This window comes from Streptomyces sp. CoH27, from assembly GCF_020181035.1.
Lineage (GTDB): Bacteria > Actinomycetota > Actinomycetes > Streptomycetales > Streptomycetaceae > Streptomyces > Streptomyces camelliae.
In genome coordinates this window covers 131,488-153,451 of sequence record NZ_JAIQYY010000007.1, presented here as the reverse complement: position 1 = coordinate 153,451, position 21,964 = coordinate 131,488, and the positions used below count along the sequence as shown (strand labels likewise).

Genomic DNA, 21,964 nt, shown 5'->3' with positions numbered 1-21,964 from the left:
GGCACCGGGCCGGACGACGAGGGGACCGGCAGGGGATGCGGAAGCCGAGCAGCCGTACGCGAGCCGCTCTCGCCCTGGTGGCGGCCGCCGCGCTGGGAGCCGCCGGATGCGACACGAGCGGCGGCAGCGTGCCCGCGCCGGAGAGCACCAAGGCGCGTGCCGTGCGGCCCGCCCCGGTGTGGGACCGCAGCCCGGCCTCGATCGCCGCGGTCGGCGACTCCATCACGCGCGGCTTCGACGCGTGCACGGTGCTGTCGGACTGCCCCGAGGTGTCGTGGGCGACGGGCAGCGACGCCGAGGTGGACAGCCTGGCGGTGCGGCTGCTGGGCGTGTCGGGCGCGGCGGAGCGCAGCTGGAACTACGCGGTGACGGGGGCCCGGATGGCGGACCTGCCGGAGCAGATGACCCAGGCGGCGGCGCACAGCCCCCAGTTGGTGACGGTCATGGCGGGCGCCAATGACGCCTGCCGCGCCTCGGCGTCGGCGATGACCCCGGTGGCCGCCTTCCGCGCGGACTTCGAGGAGGCGCTGCGCACGCTGCGCAAGGAGTCACCGAAGACGCAGGTGTACGTGGCGAGCGTGCCGAACCTGAAGCGCCTGTGGTCCGAGGGCCGCACCAATCCGCTGGGCAAGCAGGTGTGGAAGCTCGGCATCTGCCCGTCGATGCTGTCCGACGCGGACGACCTGACGAGCGCGGCCACCCAGCGCCGGGACCAGGTGCAGCGGCGGGTGGTCGAGTACAACAAGGTGCTGAAGGAGGTCTGCGCCAAGGACCGCAGCTGCCGCTTCGACGACAACGCTGTCTACGACTACGACTTCGGCACCGACCAGCTCAGCCACTGGGACTGGTTCCACCCCAGCAAGGACGGCCAGGCGCGGCTCGCGGAGATCGCCTACAAGGCGATCACGTCCGTGACCTAGGGTTTCCCACATGAATGAACTTTTCGGCACACTTTCCGACGGCACCCCCGTGCACCGCTGGACGCTGGAGCGGGGCGGTGTGCGCGTGCGCGTGTTGTCGTACGGCGGGATCGTGCAGTCGGTCGAGGTCCCGGACCGGGAGGGGCGGACCGCCGACGTGGTGCTGGGCTTCTCCGACCTGGACGGCTATCTGCAGCACCCGGAGCCGTATCTGGGGGCGCTGGTGGGACGGTACGCCAACCGCATCGCGGGCGCCCGCTTCCCGCTCGACGGCTACACCTACGCCCTCGCACCGAACAACAGCCCGAACTCGCTGCACGGCGGTGAGCGTGGTTTCGACAAGCGGGTGTGGGAGGTGACGCCGATTCGGCACGGCGTCCGCCTGAGCCGGGTCAGCCCGCACGGTGAGGAGGGGTTTCCCGGACGGCTGGAGGTGACGGCGACGTACACGCTCGACGCGTCGGGCGCGCTGGGCCTCATCTACGAGGCGGTCACGGACGCGCCGACCGTCGTCAACCTCACCCATCACGGGTACTGGAACCTGGCCGGTTCCGGCCACGCGGGCGGGCACGAACTGCGGCTGGCCGCGTCCCGGTTCACTCCGGTGGACGCCGACCTGATCCCGACCGGGGTGCTGGAGGACGTCACCGGCTCGCGTTTCGACTTCCGCACCGCCCGCAAGACCGGCTCGGGCTACGACCACAACTTCGTCCTGGACAAGGGCGTCACCGAGACCCCTCAGCAGGTCGCCGAGCTGTACGACCCGGCCTCCGGCCGCACCCTGACGGTCTCGACCACCGAACCGGGCCTCCAGCTCTACACCGCCGACCACCTCCCGTCCCCCTTCGCCCCCGGTGACGGCATCGCCCTGGAGACCCAGCACTTCCCGGACTCCCCGAACCGGCCGGAGTTTCCGAGCACGGTGCTGAGGCCGGGCGAGGTGTTCCGGTCGGAGACGGTGTACGCGTTCTCGGCTCGTTAGACGCGCTCCCCGCGCATCCTCTTCGCCGCCTTGCCCAGCAAGGTCATCGCCCCCCAGCAGACCAGCACAGCCGCGCCCCCGCCCACGGCGGGTCCCACGGCGTGCCCCTTGATGCCCTCCCCCGTCACCGTCGTGGCCAGCACGAAGAGGATCGAGTACAGGCTCCGGCCGACCTTCGCGCCGGCCGGAATGACCTGGAGCAGCTGCGGGATCGTGGTCGCGGCGGCCAGGGCCATGCCGAAGGGCAACGCCGCGGCGGTCATCAGCGCGCCGAAGCCGAAGGAGTTGCCGTACGCGCCCCAGGCGGCGCCCCGGTAGAGCAGATAGCCGGTCACGGCGAGGGACAGCAGGACCAGCAGGCCGGTGAGGTAGGCGGCCTGGGTGGCGGCCTTGCGGGCGCCCGGCAGATGCGCGGCCGGGGAACGCCAGGCGTCCGCCGTGATGAGCCGCAGCTGCCGCTTGAGGCCCTGCATCTGCAGCAGCGAGTAGACACCGAAGGCCAGCAGGCCCAGCCCGACGAGCGCGGCGGCGAAGCCGAAGGGCTTCTGCGTGATGCCGTAGTGCACACCGCCGAAGGTGAGTGGAAGGCCGAGCACCATGCCGTAGGCCATGGGCTTGGACTTCTCCTGGATCTTCTGCGCCAGCTCGCGCTGGGCCGGGGTGAGGTTCGGATCCAGCCGCATACCCCCCTCACCGGCCTCCTGGTCGTGGGACGGCGCGTGCGGCTGGGCGTGCTGCTGGGACGGATAAAGCTGCTGAGGCGGGTACGGCTGCTGAGGCTGGTACTGCTGCTGCGGATACGGCTGGTGCGGCGGGTACGGCTGCTGATACTGCGGCTGCTGCCCAGGCGGGTACGGCTGCTGATACTGCGGCGGCTGCCCATGGGGCCCGTACGGCCCCGCCGGCGGTTGCTGCCCGTACGGCCCCGGCTGCTGCCCTGGATACATGCTGTCTCTCCCCCGTGCCCGTGCCCGGTGTGTCCGGTGTTCTCGCGGGCCGGGAGTCTGCCACACCCTCCTGGCCGCCATGAGCCCCGGTCCGGAGGTCAGGTCCCGGACCGGGGCTGCTGAAGGGGGACTTGTCCCGGATCAGACGTTAATCGGCCTGGCGAGCCTGCGGTCGGCGATCGAGCGTCCCGCGGTGATCTCGTACGAACCCTTCACAAGCGCCCACGCCTTCGCCTCCTCGTCCCAGACCTCGAAGGCGCGGCGCGGCAGCGTGACCGTCACCTCGGCGCTCTCGCCGGGCCCGGCCTCCGCGGAGGCGAAGCCGGCGAGCCAGCGGGCCGGGCGCTCGGGGTCGGGCCCGGCCGGGGAGACGTAGATCTGGACGACCTCACGGCCGGGCCGCTCGCCGGTGTTGCGCAGCCGGACGCGGGCCGTGGTGCCGTCGGCCGCCGGGGAGATGTCGAGGGACTCGTAGGTCCAGTCGGTGTAGCCGAGGCCGTGGCCGAAGGGGTATGCCGGGGTGCGGCCGGCCTTCTCCCAGGCGCGGTATCCGATGAACACACCCTCGGAGTACCGCAGTTCGCCGTCGGCCGGGACGACCTGGGTGACCGGGGCGTCGGCGAGGGAGCCCCAGGTGGTGGGGAGGCGGCCGCCGGGCTCGTGGGCGCCGGTGAGGACGTCGGCGAGGGCGACGCCGCCCTCCTGGCCGGGGAACCAGGTCAGCAGGACGGCGGCGACGTCGTCCCGCCAGGGAAGCTCGACCGGGGAGCCGGAGTTGACGACCACGACCGTGTTGGGGTTGGCGGCGGCGACCGCGCGGACCAGGTCGTCCTGGTGGCCGGGCAGGTGGAGGTCGGTGCGGTCGAAGCCCTCGGACTCGACGCGGTCGGTGGTGGCGACCACGACGACGGCGGTGTCGGCGGCGCGGGCGGCCTCGACGGCCTCGGCGATCAGCGCGTCGGCGGCGCGCTCGGGCTCGGCGTGGGCGAGGGCGAAGGTGACGACCCGCATGGGGATGTCGTCGGGGAGCTGGACGACGTAGGTGAGGGAGACGTCGACGGTTTCGCCGGCGGTGAGTTCGGCCTGGGCGCGGGGTACGGGGGCGCCGAAGAAGGCCTCGAAGGGGTCGTCCTGGTCGGGGCGCTGGACGTCGTCGAAGTAGGTGGTGCCGTCGACGGTGAGCGTGAAGGCGCCCATGCCCTTGATGCCGAAGGTGTGCGCGCCGGACTCGCGGGGGGTGAAGGTGCCGGTCAGCTCGACGGTGTGCAGGGTGTCGTGAGTGACGCCGTCGGGGAGGTCCGAGCCCATCCACTGGATCAGCCCGCCGGGGGTCGGCCGGGTGCCGATGACCTGGCCGTCGGTGTCGCGGCACACGGCGGTCAGGGTGAATCCCCCGTCGGCGACGGCGAGTTCGGTGGCCGGGTCGGCGCCGACGGCGTAGCTGAGCGCGCCTTCGGGGAGGGCGGCGGTGAGGCCGTCGAGCGGGGAGACGACGTGGGCAGGGAAGACGGTGGCGGAGCCGCCGCCGAGGACGCGGGCGTCGCGGGCGGCGGCGCCGATCAGGGCCACGGTGCCGTTCGGCTTCAGCGGCAGGGCGCCGCGTTCGTTGCGGACGAGGACGAAGGAGCGGCGGGCGATCTCTCGGGCCAGTTCGATGCCGTCGACGGTCTCCGGCGGCTCGGTGACGACGGGCTCGGCGCCGTCGAGGATCCCCACGCGGGCGGCGAGCCGCAGCACGCGCCGTACGGCGGCGTCGACGGTGGCCTCGGCGACCTTGCCGTCCCGGACGGCCCCGGCGAGGGCGGCGCCGTAGACGGTGCGCGGGCCGGGCATCGCCACGTCCAGGCCGCCGTTGATGTCGGCGACGGTGTCGCGGGCAGCCATCCAGTCGGAGACGTTGACGCCGTCGAAGCCCCACTCCCCGCGCAGGACTTCGTCGACGAGGTGGTGGTGCGCGGTCATGGTCGTGCCGTTGACCGTGTTGTAGGCGGTCATGATGCCCCAGGGCCGGGCGCTTGCGACGATCGCCTCGAAGGGGGCCAGATACAGCTCGCGCAGGGCGCGTTCGGAGACCAGGTTGTTCACGGTGAAGCGGTCGGTCTCGGCGTCGTTGGCGACGAAGTGCTTGACGGTGGTGCCGACTCCGCCGGACTGCACCCCGGTGACGTACCCGGCCCCGATCCGGCCCGTCAGGTACGGATCCTCGCTGTAGGCCTCGAAGTGCCGTCCGCCGAGCGGTGAGCGGTGCAGGTTGACCGTGGGGGCGAGCAGGACGTGCACGCCCTTGCGGCGGGCCTCCTGGGCGAGCAGCACGCCTGCACGGCGGGCGAGTTCCGGGTCCCAGGCGGCGGCGAGCGCGGTCGGCGAGGGCAGGGCGACGGAGGGGTCGTCGGCGCTCCAGCGCACGCCCCGGACACCGATCGGCCCGTCGGACATGACCAGCGGCCCCAGGCCGATCTCGGGGAGGGCGGGCAGAGTCCACATGTCCTGTCCGGCCAGCAGCCGAGCCTTGGCGTCGAGGTCGAGCCGCCGCAGCGCCGCCTCCACGACCGCCTCGCGCGCCTGATCGGCCGAGGTTCCCACCATCGCTGTGCCTCCTCGCTGAAGTCCACGGGCCCCTCCATCCTGCCTCGGTCGGCCGTGCTCCAAGGGCGGGACCGGTGGGACGCGGTGGGCGGAGTACGGCGACCGGCTGCCGAACGGCCTCACCCCCGAGCGAACCGCCCCGCTGCTGGTCGCCGTGATGGACGGACTCCCGTACCGGTGGCTGCCGGCCCCGGAGTCGGTGGACATGCCCGGCGCGTTCCGGGACCTTCTCCGGCTCCTGGGTGAGCGGGCGGACCGAGGCCGCGTCCTGCGCTCTGCAGGTCGGGTGAAGTCCACTGCGGTTCGGCGCGTCGCGGCACTTCGAGCGGAGCGCTCAGGCGGGTACGACGGCCGCCACGACCTCGATCTCCACCTGCGCCTCCGGCCGGAACAGCCGCGGCACCTCGAACGTCATGCTCGTCGGCGCGGTCCCCGTGAGGAACTCGCGGCGCACGGAGCCGTATTCGTCGAGCTTGGTGATGTCGGTGAGATAGGTGCGGATGTTGATGACGTCCGCGAGGCTCGCCCCCTGGGACGCCAGCAGGGCGTCGATCGTCTCGAAGACGCCCCGGGTCTGCTCGGCCAGGGTCTCCCCCGCCGCGATCTGGCCCGACAGGAACAACAGGACACTGCCGTCGGCCTGTTCGACGCGGGCGATCTGGGAGTAGTAGGCGTTGGCGGGCTGCGGGGCGCCGGCGGGGTTGGTGAGGGTGACGTTCATCGGGGGCCTTTCCGGATGCGGGTGACGGCTCGGGCGATGTCGGCGCGGGTCAGCGCGGGGTCCTCGGCGGCCTGCCGGAAGTGCGCCGACACGGCTTCGGCGACCGGGAGCCGAGCGGCGCCCGTCGCGATCCCCAGGTCCTTCACGGCGAGCTCGGTGGCGAAGTGCACGTCCTCGGCGAAGGCACGGCCGACCACGCCGCCGAGGGGGCTCGCCGCCAGGGCCGCGCGGGCGGTGTCGCCGTCGAGGCCGAGCGTGTCGGCGAGCCGGAGCGCCTCCGCGACGATGCCGACGCCACCGATCACCGCCGTGTTGACGACGAGTTTCAGGGCCGCGCCCGAGCCGAGCGGTCCGGTGCGGGTGACCGTGCCGAGATGGGCGAGGACCGGCTCGACGGCCGTGACGTCACCGCCCGCGAGGATGCCGAGCGTGCCGTCGGCGGCCCGGTCCGTACTGCCCATGACCGGCGCGTCGACCAGCAGCACGCCGTCCTTCAGCCGCCCGCCCACCTCCCTCACGGCGTCCGGACCCACGGTGGACATCTCGACCCAGGCCGCGCCGGGCCGCAGCTCCGGTACGACGGCGTCGGCCACGGCGGTCAGCGCGTCCGGCCCGGCGAGCATCGTGAGGACGACGTCCGCGTGCCGCACGGCCTGCGCGGGCGACCCGGCGAGCACGGCGCCCTCGGCGACGAGCGGTTCGGCCCTGGCCGGGGTGCGGTTCCAGACGGTGAGCGGATACCCGGCCGTGAGCAGCCGGCCGGCCATGGGGGCGCCCATGTGCCCCAGCCCCAGAAAGGCGATCTTCTGCATGCCGTCGACGCTAGGACCCGCCCTGCGATGCGACAAGCGAATCAATAGCATTGCTGTCATGCCGAATTTGCATACCGCAGTTCCTGCCGCCGAGCCGCCCGACCTGAACACGGTCTGGCTGCGCGTGTTCCTGGAGGTGGCGCGGCACGGTTCGTTCACGGTGGCCGCGCGGACGCTGGGCTGGACCCAGTCCGCGGTGTCCCGGCAGATCTCCGCGCTGGAGTCGGCACTCGGCGGCGGTCCGCTCTTCGACCGGCTGCCGCGGGGCGTACGGCTCACCGAGGCCGGCCGGACCCTCGTACCGCACGCCGAGGCCGTGACCGAGTCGCTGCGGGGCGCGGCGCGCGAGCTGGCCGAGCTGCGCGCGGCGGCGGGCGGGCGGCTGCGGTTCGGCGCGTTCGCCACCGCCGACGCGGCCCTCGTCCCGCATGCGCTGGCCGCCTTCCGCGCCCGCCGTCCGCACGTCCGCGTCTCCCGCGAGGAGGGCCTCTCCCCCGTCCTGCTGGACCGGCTCACGGCCGGCCATCTCGACCTCGCGGTGGTCTCCACGACGGGCCGCGCCCCGCTGGAGACGTACGCGCTGCACCATCTGCTCGACGAGACCCTGTACGTCGCTGTCCCCGCGGACCATCCGCTCACCGCGGCCGACGGCCCGGTACGGCTGGCCCGGCTCGCCGACGCCGACTGGATCGCCGGCAGCTCCCGCCCCGAGGGCACGCTGCTCGACGCGGCCGTACGGCAGGGCTTCCGGCCGCGCGTCGCGCACGTCGTCGCCGAGTGGACCGCCAAGCAGGGGTACGTCGCCGCCGGCCTGGGCGTCACCCTGGTCCCGGCGCTGGCCGCCGCGTCCCTGCGGCCGGACGTCGCCCTGCTCCCCGTACACCCGCAGGACGCCCCACGGCGGGCGGTCTACGCGGCGACGGTGCGGGGCAGTTCCCTGACGCCGGCGGCGCAGGCCTTCATCGGGGCGCTGCGGGAGGCGGCGGCACGGATCCCGGGGTGACGCCCCCGGGACGGAACTCGCCGTCGGCAGTGACCCGGGCAAAACCCTCCCCGCTCTCTTCCGCGTCCTCCCCCGACAACTCCCGCGCCAGCATCGTCGCCCCCGCCACCGCCCCCGGCATCAGGAACACCGCGGCGAACGGCACCAGGAAGGCCAGGCCGAGGGGGGTGCCGAAGCCCCAGACCAGGGTCTTGCGGGAGCGGAGCAGGGTGAGGCGGGCGCGCAGGTCGACGCCCCGGCGCCGGAGGGCCACGGCGGTCAGTTCCTCGGTGAGGAAGAAGCCGGTGACGAAGAAGCCGAGCACGGGGACGACCGTCTGGCCGACGAACGGCAGGAGGCCCAGGGCGAAGAGCAGTACGCCCCACAGCGCGGCCCGCACCAGCACCCGCAGGCTGTCCCGCGCCGAGATCCACAGCTCACGCCAGAGCGGGAGGTCCGAGCGCGGGGCGGTGCCGTCGGGCGAGACGTCGGCGTCGACCTGTTCCGACAGGCTCTCGTAGAAGGGGTCGCCGATCAGCAGGGTGACGGCCGTGAAGGTCAGCACGGCCAGCAGCAGGCCGAGGGCGAACAGGACGGCGGTCAGGAAGCCGCGGAACAGGCCCTGCCAGGGGCTGGACCAGTGATCCGCGAAGGGCGTCGCCCAGCTGACCGCGCCCTCGCCCCACACGGCGAGCGCGACCAGCGCCGCGACGTACAGCACGAGCGTGATCAGCCCCGGCAGCAGTCCGAAGCCGTACTGCTTGCCGTGCCGGCTCACCCAGCGCTGGCCCTTCAGCAGATGACCGAACCCCACCCCGAGATCACGCATGGCGAAAACTTTACGCGTCCAGCATCCGCCGCAGCAGATCGCGCAGCGAGCGCCGCTCCTCCTCGGAGAGCCCGGCCAGCGGTTCGCGGGCGAAGCGCAGGCCCTCGCGCAGGTCCTTGGCCATGCGCAGGCCGTCCTCCGTGGCGGCGGCCAGCTTCACCCGGCGGTCGGCGGGGTCGGGGCGCCGCTCGACCAGGCCGCGGGACTCCAGGCGGTCGACGATCCCGGTCACGTTGGACGGCTCGCACTTCAGCTTCTGCGCCAGCTTCCGCATGGGCAGCGGCTCCAGCGAGAGCAGGCTGAGCAGCCGGGCCTGCGGGCCGGTCAGCGTGTGCTCGCCCGCCGCCTTCTCGTAGTCCGCGTAGAAGCGGGCCACGACGTCTCCGATCAGCTCGACGACCTCCAGGGTCAGGGCGTCGGGCCGGCGGGTGTTCGATGGACTGGACGGAGTGGACATGGGCTCCAGGATACCGCGTTACTTGACATCCTGAAATATTCAGGAGCATGGTTGTTTCAGGTACTGAAGTATTTGCAGTCGTAGTACACAGAAAGGCCCGTCATGATCAACCGCGAGTGGCACCTGCTCAGCCGTCCCGTCGGCTGGCCGAAGCCCGAGGACTTCGCCCTCGTCGAGACCGAGGTCCCGACCCCCCGCGAGGGCCAGGTGCTGGTGAGGAACAAGTACCTCTCCGTCGACCCGTACATGCGCGGCCGGATGAGTGCCGCGAAGTCCTACACCGCCCCCTTCGAGCTGGGCAAGGTCATGCAGGGCGGCGCGGTCGGCGAGGTGATCGAGTCGAACGCCGAGGGCATCGCGGCCGGCGACCACGTCCTGCACTTCTTCGGCTGGCGCGAGTACGCGGTCATGGACGCGAAGAACGCCGTCAAGGTCGACCCCGAGGCCGCGCCCCTGTCGACGTACCTCGGTGTCCTCGGCATGACCGGCCTGACCGCCTACGCCGGCCTGCTGCGCACCGCTTCCTTCAAGGAGGGCGACGTCGTCTTCGTCTCCGGCGCGGCCGGCGCCGTCGGCAGCCAGGTCGGGCAGATCGCCAAGCTGAAGGGCGCCTCGCGGGTCATCGGCTCCGCCGGGTCCGACGAGAAGGTCAAGCTGCTCGTCGAGGAGTACGGCTTCGACGCCGCGTTCAACTACAAGAACGGCGCGGTGAGCGACCAGCTGCGCGAGGCCGCGCCCGACGGCATCGACGTGTACTTCGACAACGTCGGCGGGGACCACCTGGAGGCCGCCATCGGCTCGCTCCGCGAGGGCGGCCGGATCGCGGTCTGCGGCATGATCTCGGTCTACAACAACACCGAGCCCGCGCCCGGCCCGAAGAACCTGGCCCGGCTGATCCAGACCCGCGGCCGTATCGAGGGCTTCCTGGTCGGCGACCACTACGACCTTCAGCCGCAGTTCGTCCGGGAGGTCGGGCCGTGGGTCGCCTCGGGGCAGCTGAAGTACCGCGAGACGGTCGTCGAGGGCATCGAGAACAACCTGGAGGCGTTCCTCGGGGTCCTGCGCGGCGACAACACCGGCAAGATGATCGTCAAGCTCTGAGCCTCCGGCGGGCCATCCCCGCCATTTTCTCCGGCATGCGGTAACTTCTTTCCGAAATCCGCCGTCGATCGTGGGCGCGAGTCGCGGCGGACCGAGGAGGAAGACAACCGCATGCCCATCACGCAGTCCGATGTCCTGTACACCGCTGTCGCCACCGCCGAGAACGGCCGGGACGGCCGGGTCGCCACGGACGACGGCCGTCTCGACGTCGTCGTCAACCCGCCGAAGGAGATGGGCGGCAACGGGGCCGGGACCAACCCGGAGCAGCTGTTCGCCGCCGGTTACAGCGCCTGCTTCCAGGGCGCGCTCGGGGTCGTCGCCCGGCAGGAGGGCGCCGACGTCTCCGGCTCGACCGTCACCGCGAAGGTCGGCATCGGCAAGAACGACGACGGCTTCGGGATCATCGTGGAGATCTCGGCGAACATCCCGAACGTCTCCGCCGAGGCGGCCCGGGAACTGGTCGAGAAGGCGCACCAGGTGTGCCCGTACTCGAAGGCGACCCGCGGCAACATCACCGTGACGCTGGTCTGAGACCGTCGTTCTCGACTACAGCAGCCGCACCCTTGGACGTGGGGTGCGGCTGCCGTCGTGTTCAGGCGGCCAGGACCGCCTGGTGCACCGCTCTCACGAACCCCTCGTTCTCCGGCGCCGCCCCGCCCGGGAACGCCATCCTGCGCCGCGTGTAGCCGTACGCCAGGCCGCTGCGCGGGTCGGCGAAGGCCTGGGAGCCGCCGGCGCCGCTGTGGCCGAAGGCACCGGCGCCCAGGACCGGGTACGCCACGACGGCCGTCGCCTGGAAGCCGAGGCCGAACGCCCGGTGGCCGCGGGACACCAGGTCGTAGCCCACGGAGTGGATCTGGCCCACCTCGGCGACCGTGTCCGGCTTCAGCAGCGGGGGGCGGTCGGCCAGTTCGCTGATCGCCGCCGCGTACATCGTCGCGAGCCCGCGCGCGGAGGCGACCCCGCCCGCCGACGCCGGCCCCTTGGCGCGCACCCGGCGGGAGTTGGCGTGGTCCTCCAGCGTCTGCGGCTCCGGCACATGGCTGTTGGAGGCGATCGAGGACAGCGAGTGCGGACCCGGCTGCTGGGCCGCCGACAGTGCCTGCTGCTCCGGCGTGAGGAGCATCGGCTGCACGGAGCGGAAGCGGGGTTCCTCGGACTCGGGCAGCCCCAGATAGAAGTCCATGCCGTACGGCGCCCGGATCCGCTCCTCGAACACCTCCTGGAGCGTGCGTCCCGTGGCCCGGCGGACCACCTCGCCGGTGAGCGCGCCGATCACCAGCGCGTGGTAGCCGAACGCCGTGCCCGGCCGCCAGAACGGCTTCTGGTCCGCGAGCCGTTCGGCGATCGCCCGGTCGTCGGCCATCTCCTCCGCCGAGAACCCGGCGTCGATCCCGATCAGCCCCGCACGATGGGCCATCAGCTCACGGAGGGTGATCGCAGCCTTGCCTTCGGCCGCGAACTCCGGCCAGTAGTAGGTCACTTTGCGGTCCAGCTCCAGCGTGCCGTCCTGCACCAGGAGCGCGACCACGAGATGCGCGGCACCCTTGGTCGACGAGAACACGCCGTACAGGGAGTCCGCCTCGCCGCCCGCCCACAGGTCGACGACCCGGCGCCCGTTCGCATATGCGCACAACTGGCCCTCGTAGTCGTCCCGTTCCCCGGCGACGAACGCGGTGAACTCCTCGCGCACCGCCTCGAAGCCCTCGGCGACCGTGCCGTGGACGGTGATCTGCTGACTCATCCGCTCTCCTCAACCTGAGCCGCTCTCGCTGCTCCCCCTCGCACAACGTCCGTTCCCGCTCCGGACGTTCCCCAGACCGGTACGGCGCGAAGTGCCTGTTCGACTCAACCACCAGGGAGGCCGGTGGGTGTCACTTCGATGCCCCGGATGGCCGATGGCGCGGGGTGGTGCGTGGCAGCGGACCGGTGGCTCAGGTGCACCACCACAGGAAGCGGGTGCAGGTCTTGGTCGGTGACGGCGTGGGCGTCGGGCCGGATGTCGTCGGCGCGCCGGTCGGCCTGGCGGAGGGGTGGGCGGTGGCCGTGGGGGCCGGGGCGACGGGAGTGGTACCGGCCGGGGCCGACTGCCCCTCCTTGCCCGTCTCCTTGGCGCTCGGCGACGCGGAGGCCTTGTCCTTGGGGGACTTGGAGGCCGACGCGGAGGCCGAGGCGTGCGGGGAGGCACCGGCGCCCGGGGCGGCGCCCGAGGTGTCGTTCACCGGCGCGGCCGTGCCGCCCGGCGTCGCGGAAGCCGCGGTGCCGTCCGCCGCCGTGTCCCCGGAGGTGGCCGGACCGCCGCCGGAGAAGGGCGAGAAGGGCGCGTCCGTGCCCAGGGTGGCGATGCTGAGTCCGCCGGCGCCGAGGACCAGGCCCGCGGCGATCAGTACGGTACGGCGGCGCCGGCGGCGGTGGACGGCGGCCTTGCGGTCGCGCCGGCTGCCGTCGGCGGAGGCGGGACTCACGGTCGCCGCGCCACGGCCCTTGCGCCGGGCGGCCCGGCCACCCGGCACGGGGGCGGGCCCGGAAGCGGCCTCCGGTTCGTCCTCGGGTCCGGACTCCGCATGCGCTTCCGGTTCCGGTTCCGGTTCGTACGCCTCCGGTTCGTACTCCTCCGGCGCGTACTCCACCGACGGGCCCTGCCCCTGGACGGGCACCCGGACGCCGTACTCCTCGCCCGGGACGTGACCGCCGTCGTCACCGTGGTCGTAACCGTGGCCGGCCGGCTCGTATCCGCTCTCGGCGGGGACATGACCGCCGTACCCCGACGTCCGACCCGCACCCGCGCCCGCGTAGGCGTACGCGGCCGTCGCGTCCGCGCTCGCGGAGCCGGCCGGTGTTCCGCACCCGGGGCAGGCCAGGGCGCCATTGAGGTGCCGTTGGCACGGGTGGCAGTAGTCCATGACGCGGGAAGACTAGATTCCCCGCCGGTACTGTTCCTAGGGGTGGCTGTGAAGGTTTGGTGGATCAGCGAAAGAATTCTCGAAAGCCTTGCCGAAACCGTTACCTGTTCGACCCATTGACACCCCTACCGCCCCGTCCTTACTGTCACGCCAGCATTTCGAACGTGTGACGAAATATCGAACAGCTGAGGGGCAATTGCCGTGCGCATCACCGGAATCAGCACGCACGTGGTCGGCACGCCGTGGCGCAACCTGACCTACGTCCAGGTGCACACCGACGAGGGGATCACGGGCGTCGGCGAAACCCGGATGCTCGGTCACACCGACGCGCTGATCGGCTATCTGCGGGAGGCCGAGGCCAATCACATCGCCGGCTCGGATCCCTTCGCCGTCGAGGACCTCGTCCGCCGGATGAAGTACGGCGACTACGGCCGCGCGGGCGAGATCGTCATGTCCGGTATCGCCGTGATCGAGATGGCGTGCTGGGACATCAAGGGCAAGGCGCTGGGCGTGCCGGTCTGGCAGCTGCTCGGCGGCAAAGTCACCGACAAGGTCAAGGCGTACGCCAACGGGTGGTACACGACCGAGCGAACGCCCGAGGCGTACCACAAGGCCGCCCAGGGGGTGATGGAGCGCGGGTACAAGGCGCTGAAGATCGACCCCTTCGGCACCGGCCACTTCGAGCTGGACCACGACCAGACCCTGTACGCCGTCTCGCTCATCGAGGCCGTGCGGGACGCGATCGGCCCGGACGCCGAGCTGATGCTGGAGATGCACGGCCGCTTCTCCCCCGCCACCGCCGTCCGCCTCGCCCGTGAGCTCGCCCCCTTCAAGCCGGCCTGGCTGGAGGAGCCGGTGCCGCCGGAGAACCTCAAGGCGCTGGAGAAGGTGGCCGCCAAGGTGGACATCCCGGTCGCCACCGGTGAACGGATCCACGACCGGATCGAGTTCCGCGAGCTCTTCGAGAGCCAGGCCGTGGACATCATCCAGCCGGACGTCGGCCACATCGGCGGCATCTGGGAGACCCGGAAGCTCGCCGCCGCCGCCGAGACCCACTACATGCTGGTCGCCCCGCACAACGTCGGCGGCTCCGTGCTCACCGCCGCCTCCCTCCAGGTCGGCTTCACCTCCCCGAACTTCAAGATCCTTGAGCACTTCAATGACTTCGCGGACGCGGAGATCAAGAAGGTGGTCAAGGGCGCACCGCAGGTCGTGGACGGCTATTTCCACCTCTCCGACGCACCCGGCCTCGGCGTCGAGCTCGACGTCGACGCGGCCGCCGAGTTCCCGCAGCAGCAGGCCCGGTTCGACCTGTGGGCCGACGGCTGGGAGCAGCGCAAGCCCAAGGGGACGAAGTGAGCTCCCCCGCCTCCCAGGTCGTCGTCGAGGCGCCGGGCCGGCACCGGGTCGAGGAGCACACGCCCCGCGAGCCCGGCCCCGGCGAGGCACTGGTCACCGTGCACGCGGTCGGCATCTGCGGCAGCGACCGCGAGGTGTACCAGGGCAACCGCCCCGAGGGGTACGTCCGTTACCCGCTGACGCCGGGCCACGAGTGGTCGGGAACGGTGCGCGCGGTGGGTGCCGGAGTGCCGGTGAGCCTGGTCGGCCGCAAGGTCGTCGGCGAGGGTTTCCGCAACTGCCAGGTGTGCGACCGCTGCCACGCGGGCGAGACCACGCTGTGCACCGACGGCTACGAGGAGACCGGCTTCACCCAGCCCGGCGCCATGGCCGCCACGCTCACCCTGCCGGCCCGGCTGCTGCACGCCCTGCCGGACGACGCCGACCTCACGGCGGCCGCCCTGCTGGAGCCGGCCGCCTGTATCGCGGCGGCCGCGCTGAAGGGGAACGCCCAGCCGGGTGAGCGGGTCGCGGTGGTCGGCACCGGGACGCTCGGGATGTTCGCCGTGCAGTTCCTGAAGGCGATCTCGCCGGGCGAGCTGCTGGTGGTCGGCACCCGGCGGGACCGGGAGGCGCTCTCCCGGCAGTTCGGGGCCACCGACTTCCGCGTCAAGGACCAGGAGCTCCCCGACGACTTCGACGTCGTGATCGAGACCGCCGGGTCCGCGTCCGCCGCGCGCACCGCCGCCGCCCTGCTCAGGCGCGGCGGACGCCTGGTCCTGACCGGGATCCCGGCGCCGGGCGCGGACGGGCTGGACCCGACCGATCTGGTCGTACGGCAGCTGGAGGTGCACACCGTCTTCGGGGCGCCGCCGGACGCCTGGGCGCACACCGTACGGGTCTTCGGCGCCGGGTTGCTGGACCCGCTGCCGCTGGTCACGCACGAGCTTCCGCTGACCGAGTTCGCCGAGGCCATCGACCTCGTCGGGGCCGGCGATCCCAAGGTGGGCAAGGTGCTGCTCCGCCCCTAGAGACGTACGCCGGTCAGGGCGTTACCTGACGGCGCCCTGACCGGCGTACCACCAGGCCTTTTTTCGTACCCAGAGCCGCGAACCTTGTCCGATATCTCGAACGCTTCGAACACGAAGGACAGCTTGTGACCGACGCTTCCGCCCCGGCAGCCCGAAGGCCCGGTGAGCAGGTGCTCGCCGCGCTCGGCCTCAGCGCGCCCGCCCTCGACCCCGCCGACGCATCCGCCCACAGCTTCCCGGGCGGCGGCCGCTGGCGCACCGAGATCCCCTCGTGCGAGGGTCCCGAGGCGCTGGCGGTCGTGCTCAAGGAATCCTCGCGCCTCGACGTGCCGATCCACCGGATCAGCCAGGGCAGCGGCGTATGGATGCTCACCGACGCCGAGATCACCGAGATGGTCGAGGCCACCGCCGAACGCGACATCGAACTCTGCCTGTTCACCGGCCCGCGCGGCACCTGGGACATCGGCGGCTCGGTGCGCTCCGACTCGCGGGGGGCCGGACTGCGCGCTCGCGGCCACGACGCCGTCGCCGGCTGCCTCGAAGACGCCGTCCGGGCCACGGAGTTGGGCGTCAAGTGCCTGCTCGTCGCGGACGAGGGCGTGCTGTGGACACTGCACCGGGCCCGCGAGAGCGGCATCATCCCGGCCGACACCACGCTGAAGGTCTCGGCGCTCATCGGCCCCGTGAACCCGGCCTCGTACGCCGTCTACGAGCGGCTCGGCGCCGACTCCGTCAACGTGCCCAGCGATCTGACGCTGGATCACCTCACCGAGATCCGCCGGGTGTCGGCGGCTCCCATGGACATGTACATCGAGGCCCCCGACGATCTCGGCGGCTATGTACGGATGTACGAGGTCGCCGAGCTGATCCGGCGCGGCGCACCGCTCTACCTGAAGTTCGGCCTGTCCAAGGCGCCCGGCATCTACCCGTGGGGCACCCATCTGCGGGACGTGACCCTGGACACCGCCCGGGAGCGGGTGCGGCGCGGCCGGCTCGCCCTGGACCTGCTCGCCCGGCACGGTGCGGACGGCGACATGGCGCCGCTCGGCTCCCGGCTGCCCGGAACGCTCAACCGCTTCCCCGTCACTGCGTGACTTCTCAACGACGAGACGACCAAGGACACTCATCATGCGCAACCGCAGAGCCGCACTCACCGCCATATCCGGAGCCGCAGCCCTCGCCCTCACCCTGACCGCCTGCGGTCAGAGCAGCTCGGGCGGAAGCAAGGAGAAGACCGGCGACGTCAAGGGCGCCACCATCGGCATCGCGATGCCGACGAAGTCCTCCGAGCGGTGGATCAACGACGGCAACGACATGGTCAAGAACCTTGAGGCCAAGGGGTACAAGACCAAGCTCGTCTACGGCGAGGACGACCCGAGCACCCAGGTCTCGCAGATCGAGAACCTGATCACGCAGGGCGTCAAGGGCCTGATCATCGCGGCCATCGACAACAAGTCCCTGAACAACGTGCTCCAGGAGGCCAAGCAGGCCAACATCCCGGTCATCGCCTACGACCGGCTGATCCTCGGCACCCCGAACGTCGACTACTACGCCTCGTTCGACAACGAGAAGGTCGGCACCCTCCAGGGCACCTACATCGTGCACAAGCTCGGCCTGGACAGCGGCAAGACGGGCCCGTTCAACATCGAGCTGTTCGCCGGGTCGAACGACGACAACAACACCCAGTACTTCTTCAACGGCGCGATGAAGGTGTTCCAGCCGTACATCGACAAGAAGCAGCTGGTGGTCAAGTCCGGGCAGACCAAGCTCAACCAGGTCACCACCCTGCGCTGGGACGGTGCCACCGCGCAGAAGCGCATGGAGGACATCCTCACCTCCACGTACACGAGCGGCAAGGTCGACGCGGTGCTCTCGCCGTACGACGGCATCTCCATCGGCATCATCGCCGCCCTGAAGTCGGACGGTTACGGCTCCGCGAGCAAGCCGCTGCCGGTCATCACCGGCCAGGACGCCGAGCTGGCCTCGGTGAAGTCGATCATCGCGGGTCAGCAGACCCAGACCGTCTTCAAGGACAGCCGCAAGGAGACCGCGGTCGCGGTGTCCATGGTCGACGATGTGCTGCACGGCAAGAAGCCGCAGGTCAACGACACCACGACCTACACCAACGGCTCCAAGGTCGTCCCCGCCTTCCTGCTCCAGCCGGTGAGCGTGGACAAGACCAACTACGAGGACGTGCTGGTCAAGGGCGGCTACTACACCGACTCCCAGCTCAAGTGATCCCGCCCATCTGCCCGACCCCACACTGATTGGAAGGCACGACCATGGCGGGACCCGTCCTGGAAATGCGCTCGATCGTCAAGACCTTTCCCGGTGTCAAAGCGCTGTCGGACGTCACGCTGACCGTCCGCCAGGGCGAGGTCCACGCCATCTGCGGGGAGAACGGCGCCGGCAAGTCGACCCTGATGAAGGTCCTCTCCGGCGTCCATCCGCACGGCACCTACGAGGGCGACATCCTCTTCGAGGGAGAGGTCGTCCGGTTCAAGGACATCCGGGCGAGCGAGCAGCACGGCATCGTCATCATCCACCAGGAGCTGGCGCTCTCCCCGTACCTCTCCCTGGCGGAGAACATCTTCCTCGGCAACGAGCACGCCAGGGGCGGGTTCATCGACTGGCGGGAGACTCTGCGGCACGCCACCGAGCTGCTGCGCCGGGTCGGCCTCACGGACCACCCGGAGACCCGCGTCGCCGACATCGGCGTGGGCAAGCAGCAGTTGGTGGAGATCGCGAAGGCGCTCTCGAAGAAGGTGAAGCTCCTCATCCTGGACGAGCCGACGGCGGCGCTGAACGACGAGGACAGCGACAAACTCCTCAATCTCATCCTGGAACTGAAGAACCAGGGCATCACCTCGATCATCATCTCCCACAAGCTCAACGAGATCCGCAAGGTCGCCGACTCGGTGACGATCATCCGCGACGGGCGGTCCATCGAGACGCTCGACGTGAAGGCGGAGGAGACGACCGAGGACCGGATCATCAGCGGCATGGTGGGCCGCGACCTCGACCACCGCTTCCCCGAGCGCACCCCGCACGAGGCGGAGGAGGGCGCGGCACCGGCGCTGGAGATCCGCAACTGGACCGTCCATCACCCCATCGACCAGCAGCGCAAGGTCGTGGACGATGTGTCGATCAGCGTCCGCCGGGGCGAGATCGTCGGCATCGCGGGCCTGATGGGCGCCGGCCGCACCGAACTCGCGATGAGCGTCTTCGGCCGCACCTACGGCCGGTACGCGGGCGGCACGGTCCTCAAGGACGGTGTCGAGATCCGTACGAAGTCCGTCGCGGAGGCGGTGGCCCACGGCATCGCGTACGTCACCGAGGACCGCAAGCACTACGGCCTTAACCTCATCGACACCATCAACCGGAACATCTCGCTGACCGCGCTGAAGAAGGTCGCCAAGCGGGGCGTGGTGGACGAGCAGGCGGAGCGGCAGGTCTCCGAGGGCTTCCGCAAGTCCATGAACATCAAGGCGCCGACGGTCTTCGAACCGGTGGGCAAGCTGTCCGGCGGCAACCAGCAGAAGGTCGTCCTCAGCAAGTGGATCTTCGCCGGTCCCGACGTACTGATCCTGGACGAACCGACCCGCGGCATCGACGTGGGCGCCAAGTACGAGATCTACACGGTCATCGACCAACTGGCCGCTCAGGGCAAGGCGGTCGTCTTCATCTCCTCCGAGCTGCCGGAGCTGCTCGGCATGTGCGACCGCATCTACACCATGGCCGCGGGGCGGCTGACCGGTGAGGTGCCACGGTCCGAGGCCACGCAGGAAGTGCTCATGCGCCAGATGACGAAAGACAAGGCGCCGACAGACAACGCAAAGGACGAAGAGGTAACCCGATGAGCACGGACGTCACCGACAAGACCCCCGCGGCCGCGCCGCCGGGCAAGGACGGATCGGCCGCCGGCGAGGGCCTGTTGCAGCTGGTGCTCGGCGGCCTGCGCCGCAACATGCGCCAGTACGGCATGCTGATCGCGCTCGGGCTGATCGTGGTCCTCTTCCAGTTCTGGACGGGCGGCGACCTGCTGCTGCCGCGCAACGTCTCGAACCTGGTCCTGCAGAACAGCTACATCCTGATCCTCGCGATCGGCATGATGCTGGTGATCATCGCCGGGCACATCGACCTGTCGGTCGGCTCGATCACGGCGTTCGTGGGCGCGTTCGCGGCCGTACTGACCGTGCAGCACCACATGGCCTGGCCGCTCGCCCTGGTGCTGTGCCTGCTGGTGGGCGCGGTGGCGGGCTCCGTACAGGGCTTCCTGATCGCGTATTTCGGCATACCGTCGTTCATCGTCACCCTCGCCGGGATGCTGCTCTTCCGCGGCCTGACGGAGATCCTCCTCAAGGGCCAGACCCTCGGCCCGTTCCCGAACGGCCTGCAGAAGATCGGCAACGGCTTCCTGCCCGAGGTCGGCCCGAACACCAACTACCACAACCTCACCCTGCTCCTCGGCATCGTCCTGATCGCCTCCGTGGTGTGGCAGGAGGTGCGCGACCGGCGCCGCCAGCAGGAGTTCTCCCTCGACGTCGTACCGATGAAGCTGTTCCTGCTCAAGCTCGTCGCCCTGGTCGCCGCGATCCTCACGCTCACGATGCTGCTCGCCAGCTACGACGGCGCGCCGATCGTCCTGATCATCCTCGGCGTCCTGGTGGGCGGCTACGGCTACGTCATGCGCAACTCGGTCTTCGGCCGCCACATCTACGCCATCGGCGGCAATCTGCCGGCGGCCAAGCTGTCCGGCGTGAAGGACAAGCGCATCACCTTCCAGGTGTTCCTGAACATGGGCGTGCTCGCGGCCCTGGCGGGTCTGGTGGTCGCCGCCCGCCTGAACGCGGCCTCGCCGAAGGCGGGCGACGGCTTCGAACTGGAGGCCATCGCCTCCTCGTTCATCGGCGGCGCCTCCATGAGCGGCGGTGTCGGCACCGTTCTCGGCGCCATCATCGGCGGTCTCGTCCTCGGCGTGCTGAACAACGGCATGAACCTCCTCAGTGTCGGCACCGACTGGCAGCAGGTCATCAAGGGCCTGGCCCTGTTGGCGGCGGTCGGGTTCGACGTGTGGAACAAGCGCAAGTCCGGTTCGTAAGTCAGACCGGGGGCCGCCGGAACAGCCGGCGGGGCCCCTCCGTTATGCGGGAGCCGCATTCATGGAACTGAACAGACGCACGGTCATCGCAGGCGCCGCGGCAGCGGGCATCGCCGCCACCACCCTCGGCTCGGGCACGGCCCAGGCCGCCACAGGCTCGACGGGTTCGTCCGGAGGCAGGAAGCCGGTGAAGGAGTACTTCGGCACGCTCGCCGACGGCACGAAGGTCTACCGCTGGTCGCTGGAGAACGGCGGCACGCGCCTGAAGGTGCTGTCGTACGGCGGCATCATCCAGTCCCTGGAGATCCCGGACCGGCACGGCCGCTACGCGAACGTCTCGCTCGGCTACGACACCCTCGACGCCTACGTGAAGGGCACCACCTTCTTCGGCGCCACCATCGGCCGCTACGGCAACCGCATCGCCAAGGGCCAGTTCACCCTCGACGGCAAGAAGTACCAGCTGTCCGTGAACGACGGCGTGAACAGCCTGCACGGCGGCAAGCTGGGCTTCAACACCAAGGTGTGGCACATCGAGCCCTTCGTCGCCGGCTCCGACGTCGGCCTGCACCTGTACTACACCAGCGTCGACGGCGAGATGGGCTACCCCGGCACGCTGAAGACGAAGGTCACCTTCACCCTCACCCGGCACGGCGACTGGCGGATCGACTACGAGGCCACCACCGACAAGCCGACGGTCGTCAACCTCACCAACCACACGTACTACAACCTCGCCGGCGAGGGCAGCGGCAGCATCTACGGCCACGAACTCTGGCTCGCGGCCGGCCGGTTCACCCCGACCGACTCGGGCCTGATCCCCACCGGTGAACTGGCGAAGGTCAAGGGCACCCCCTTCGACTTCACGCACCCCAAGCCGATCGGCCGGGACATCCGCATCGGCCACCCGCAGCTGGTCACCGCCAAGGGCTACGACCACAACTTCGTGCTCGACAAGGGCGTGACCGCCGAGCCCGAGCACGTGGTCACGCTGCACGACCCGAAGTCCGGCCGCACCTTGAAGATCCTCACCGACCAGCCCGGTGTGCAGTTCTACTCGGGCAACTTCCTCGACGGCACCCTCGTCGGCCCCTCCGGCCACACCTACCGGCAGGGCGACGGTCTGGCCCTGGAGACCCAGCACTTCCCGGACTCCCCGAACGAGCCGAAGTTCCCCTCGACGGTGCTGCGGCCGGGCCAGACGTACCGGACGACGACGATCCACAAGTTCAGCGCGTGAAACCACGTGCCGGTCACATG

Annotated in this window: 20 protein-coding genes; 12 read left to right on the top strand and 8 right to left on the bottom strand. The window is 70.8% G+C overall.

Annotated features, from left to right (window positions below; all coding sequences use genetic code 11):
- The first annotated feature begins 35 nt into the window (after window positions 1–35).
- Together LE548_RS13100 and LE548_RS13095 are read left to right on the top strand one after the other, a co-directional pair.
- Window positions 36–920, top strand: a complete 885-nt coding sequence (locus LE548_RS13100; protein ID WP_225096965.1) for an SGNH/GDSL hydrolase family protein — start codon at window positions 36–38, stop codon at window positions 918–920.
- 10 nt (window positions 921–930) lie between these two features.
- The gene (locus LE548_RS13095; protein ID WP_225096964.1) at window positions 931–1,902 is read left to right on the top strand and encodes an aldose epimerase family protein; all 972 of its coding nucleotides are present in this window, start codon (window positions 931–933) and stop codon (window positions 1,900–1,902) included.
- Here LE548_RS13095 and LE548_RS13090 read toward each other — a convergent pair.
- The 4 genes from LE548_RS13090 to LE548_RS13075 form a co-directional block, all read right to left on the bottom strand.
- The gene (locus tag LE548_RS13090; protein ID WP_225096963.1) at window positions 1,899–2,849 is read right to left on the bottom strand and encodes a hypothetical protein; all 951 of its coding nucleotides are present in this window, start codon (window positions 2,847–2,849) and stop codon (window positions 1,899–1,901) included. The two genes, LE548_RS13095 and LE548_RS13090, sit on opposite strands and share 4 nt — an antisense overlap.
- A gap of 141 nt (window positions 2,850–2,990) precedes the next feature.
- Entirely contained in the window at window positions 2,991–5,435 is a 2,445-nt protein-coding gene (locus tag LE548_RS13085) for a glycoside hydrolase family 3 protein (protein WP_225096962.1), read from the bottom strand.
- Between the two features lie 334 nt (window positions 5,436–5,769).
- Entirely contained in the window at window positions 5,770–6,156 is a 387-nt protein-coding gene (locus tag LE548_RS13080; RefSeq protein ID WP_225096961.1) for a RidA family protein, read from the bottom strand.
- Window positions 6,153–6,968 carry an NAD(P)-dependent oxidoreductase gene (locus LE548_RS13075; protein ID WP_225096960.1) on the bottom strand — a complete coding sequence of 272 codons (816 nt, stop codon included), beginning with the start codon at window positions 6,966–6,968 and terminating at the stop codon, window positions 6,153–6,155. The genes LE548_RS13080 and LE548_RS13075 overlap by 4 nt, the downstream gene beginning before the upstream one ends.
- Before the next feature lie 58 nt (window positions 6,969–7,026).
- On the opposite strand from LE548_RS13075, the gene LE548_RS13070 reads away from it, so the two are divergent.
- Window positions 7,027–7,971 (top strand): LysR family transcriptional regulator, encoded by a 945-nt coding sequence (locus tag LE548_RS13070; protein WP_225096959.1) that lies wholly within the window; start codon window positions 7,027–7,029, stop codon window positions 7,969–7,971.
- Here LE548_RS13070 and LE548_RS13065 read toward each other — a convergent pair.
- Both LE548_RS13065 and LE548_RS13060 read right to left on the bottom strand, forming a co-directional pair.
- A complete protein-coding gene (locus LE548_RS13065; RefSeq protein ID WP_225096958.1) occupies window positions 7,928–8,779 on the bottom strand; it encodes an EI24 domain-containing protein in 852 nt (283 codons plus the stop codon). The two genes, LE548_RS13070 and LE548_RS13065, sit on opposite strands and share 44 nt — an antisense overlap.
- Window positions 8,780–8,789: 10 nt before the next feature.
- The gene (locus LE548_RS13060) at window positions 8,790–9,236 is read right to left on the bottom strand and encodes a MarR family winged helix-turn-helix transcriptional regulator (RefSeq protein ID WP_225096957.1); all 447 of its coding nucleotides are present in this window, start codon (window positions 9,234–9,236) and stop codon (window positions 8,790–8,792) included.
- A gap of 102 nt (window positions 9,237–9,338) precedes the next feature.
- Here LE548_RS13060 and LE548_RS13055 point away from each other — a divergent pair, with 102 nt between their 5' ends.
- The gene (locus tag LE548_RS13055; RefSeq protein WP_225096956.1) at window positions 9,339–10,337 is read left to right on the top strand and encodes an NADP-dependent oxidoreductase; all 999 of its coding nucleotides are present in this window, start codon (window positions 9,339–9,341) and stop codon (window positions 10,335–10,337) included.
- Between the two features lie 111 nt (window positions 10,338–10,448).
- A complete protein-coding gene (locus LE548_RS13050) occupies window positions 10,449–10,868 on the top strand; it encodes an organic hydroperoxide resistance protein (RefSeq protein ID WP_225096955.1) in 420 nt (139 codons plus the stop codon).
- Between the two features lie 61 nt (window positions 10,869–10,929).
- Here the strand turns inward: LE548_RS13050 and LE548_RS13045 are convergent, their stop codons facing one another.
- Complete coding sequence (locus tag LE548_RS13045; RefSeq protein WP_225096954.1) at window positions 10,930–12,081, bottom strand: serine hydrolase domain-containing protein; 1,152 nt, start codon at window positions 12,079–12,081, stop codon at window positions 10,930–10,932.
- A gap of 190 nt (window positions 12,082–12,271) precedes the next feature.
- The gene (locus LE548_RS13040; protein WP_225096953.1) at window positions 12,272–13,240 is read right to left on the bottom strand and encodes a hypothetical protein; all 969 of its coding nucleotides are present in this window, start codon (window positions 13,238–13,240) and stop codon (window positions 12,272–12,274) included.
- A gap of 201 nt (window positions 13,241–13,441) precedes the next feature.
- Here LE548_RS13040 and LE548_RS13035 point away from each other — a divergent pair, with 201 nt between their 5' ends.
- The 7 genes from LE548_RS13035 (at window position 13,442) to LE548_RS13005 (ending at window position 21,944) form a co-directional block, all read left to right on the top strand.
- Window positions 13,442–14,599, top strand: coding sequence for a mandelate racemase/muconate lactonizing enzyme family protein (locus LE548_RS13035; RefSeq protein ID WP_225096952.1), 1,158 nt, complete (start codon window positions 13,442–13,444; stop codon window positions 14,597–14,599).
- Window positions 14,596–15,609, top strand: a complete 1,014-nt coding sequence (locus tag LE548_RS13030; protein ID WP_225096951.1) for a zinc-binding dehydrogenase — start codon at window positions 14,596–14,598, stop codon at window positions 15,607–15,609. Before LE548_RS13035 ends, LE548_RS13030 begins: the two co-directional genes overlap by 4 nt.
- Before the next feature lie 125 nt (window positions 15,610–15,734).
- Window positions 15,735–16,703, top strand: coding sequence for a hypothetical protein (locus LE548_RS13025; RefSeq protein WP_225096950.1), 969 nt, complete (start codon window positions 15,735–15,737; stop codon window positions 16,701–16,703).
- Window positions 16,704–16,737: 34 nt separating this feature from the next.
- Window positions 16,738–17,847, top strand: coding sequence for a multiple monosaccharide ABC transporter substrate-binding protein (gene chvE, locus LE548_RS13020; protein ID WP_225096949.1), 1,110 nt, complete (start codon window positions 16,738–16,740; stop codon window positions 17,845–17,847).
- A gap of 44 nt (window positions 17,848–17,891) precedes the next feature.
- Window positions 17,892–19,469, top strand: coding sequence for a multiple monosaccharide ABC transporter ATP-binding protein (mmsA, locus tag LE548_RS13015; RefSeq protein ID WP_225096948.1), 1,578 nt, complete (start codon window positions 17,892–17,894; stop codon window positions 19,467–19,469).
- Window positions 19,466–20,710, top strand: a complete 1,245-nt coding sequence (gene mmsB / locus LE548_RS13010; protein ID WP_225096947.1) for a multiple monosaccharide ABC transporter permease — start codon at window positions 19,466–19,468, stop codon at window positions 20,708–20,710. Before mmsA ends, mmsB begins: the two co-directional genes overlap by 4 nt.
- A 61-nt stretch (window positions 20,711–20,771) precedes the next feature.
- On the top strand, window positions 20,772–21,944 hold the full coding sequence (locus tag LE548_RS13005) for an aldose epimerase family protein (RefSeq protein ID WP_225096946.1): 1,173 nt from the start codon (window positions 20,772–20,774) through the stop codon (window positions 21,942–21,944).
- Window positions 21,945–21,964 lie beyond the last annotated feature (20 nt).

Coding starts and splice junctions, on each gene's coding strand:
- LE548_RS13100 (WP_225096965.1), top strand. CDS start 36: ATGCGGAAGCCGAGCAGCCGTACGCGAGCCGCTCTCGCCCTGGTGGCG.
- LE548_RS13095 (WP_225096964.1), top strand. CDS start 931: ATGAATGAACTTTTCGGCACACTTTCCGACGGCACCCCCGTGCACCGC.
- LE548_RS13090 (WP_225096963.1), bottom strand. CDS start 2,849: ATGTATCCAGGGCAGCAGCCGGGGCCGTACGGGCAGCAACCGCCGGCG.
- LE548_RS13085 (WP_225096962.1), bottom strand. CDS start 5,435: ATGGTGGGAACCTCGGCCGATCAGGCGCGCGAGGCGGTCGTGGAGGCG.
- LE548_RS13080 (WP_225096961.1), bottom strand. CDS start 6,156: ATGAACGTCACCCTCACCAACCCCGCCGGCGCCCCGCAGCCCGCCAAC.
- LE548_RS13075 (WP_225096960.1), bottom strand. CDS start 6,968: ATGCAGAAGATCGCCTTTCTGGGGCTGGGGCACATGGGCGCCCCCATG.
- LE548_RS13070 (WP_225096959.1), top strand. CDS start 7,027: ATGCCGAATTTGCATACCGCAGTTCCTGCCGCCGAGCCGCCCGACCTG.
- LE548_RS13065 (WP_225096958.1), bottom strand. CDS start 8,779: ATGCGTGATCTCGGGGTGGGGTTCGGTCATCTGCTGAAGGGCCAGCGC.
- LE548_RS13060 (WP_225096957.1), bottom strand. CDS start 9,236: ATGTCCACTCCGTCCAGTCCATCGAACACCCGCCGGCCCGACGCCCTG.
- LE548_RS13055 (WP_225096956.1), top strand. CDS start 9,339: ATGATCAACCGCGAGTGGCACCTGCTCAGCCGTCCCGTCGGCTGGCCG.
- LE548_RS13050 (WP_225096955.1), top strand. CDS start 10,449: ATGCCCATCACGCAGTCCGATGTCCTGTACACCGCTGTCGCCACCGCC.
- LE548_RS13045 (WP_225096954.1), bottom strand. CDS start 12,081: ATGAGTCAGCAGATCACCGTCCACGGCACGGTCGCCGAGGGCTTCGAG.
- LE548_RS13040 (WP_225096953.1), bottom strand. CDS start 13,240: ATGGACTACTGCCACCCGTGCCAACGGCACCTCAATGGCGCCCTGGCC.
- chvE (WP_225096949.1), top strand. CDS start 16,738: ATGCGCAACCGCAGAGCCGCACTCACCGCCATATCCGGAGCCGCAGCC.
- mmsA (WP_225096948.1), top strand. CDS start 17,892: ATGGCGGGACCCGTCCTGGAAATGCGCTCGATCGTCAAGACCTTTCCC.
- mmsB (WP_225096947.1), top strand. CDS start 19,466: ATGAGCACGGACGTCACCGACAAGACCCCCGCGGCCGCGCCGCCGGGC.
- LE548_RS13005 (WP_225096946.1), top strand. CDS start 20,772: ATGGAACTGAACAGACGCACGGTCATCGCAGGCGCCGCGGCAGCGGGC.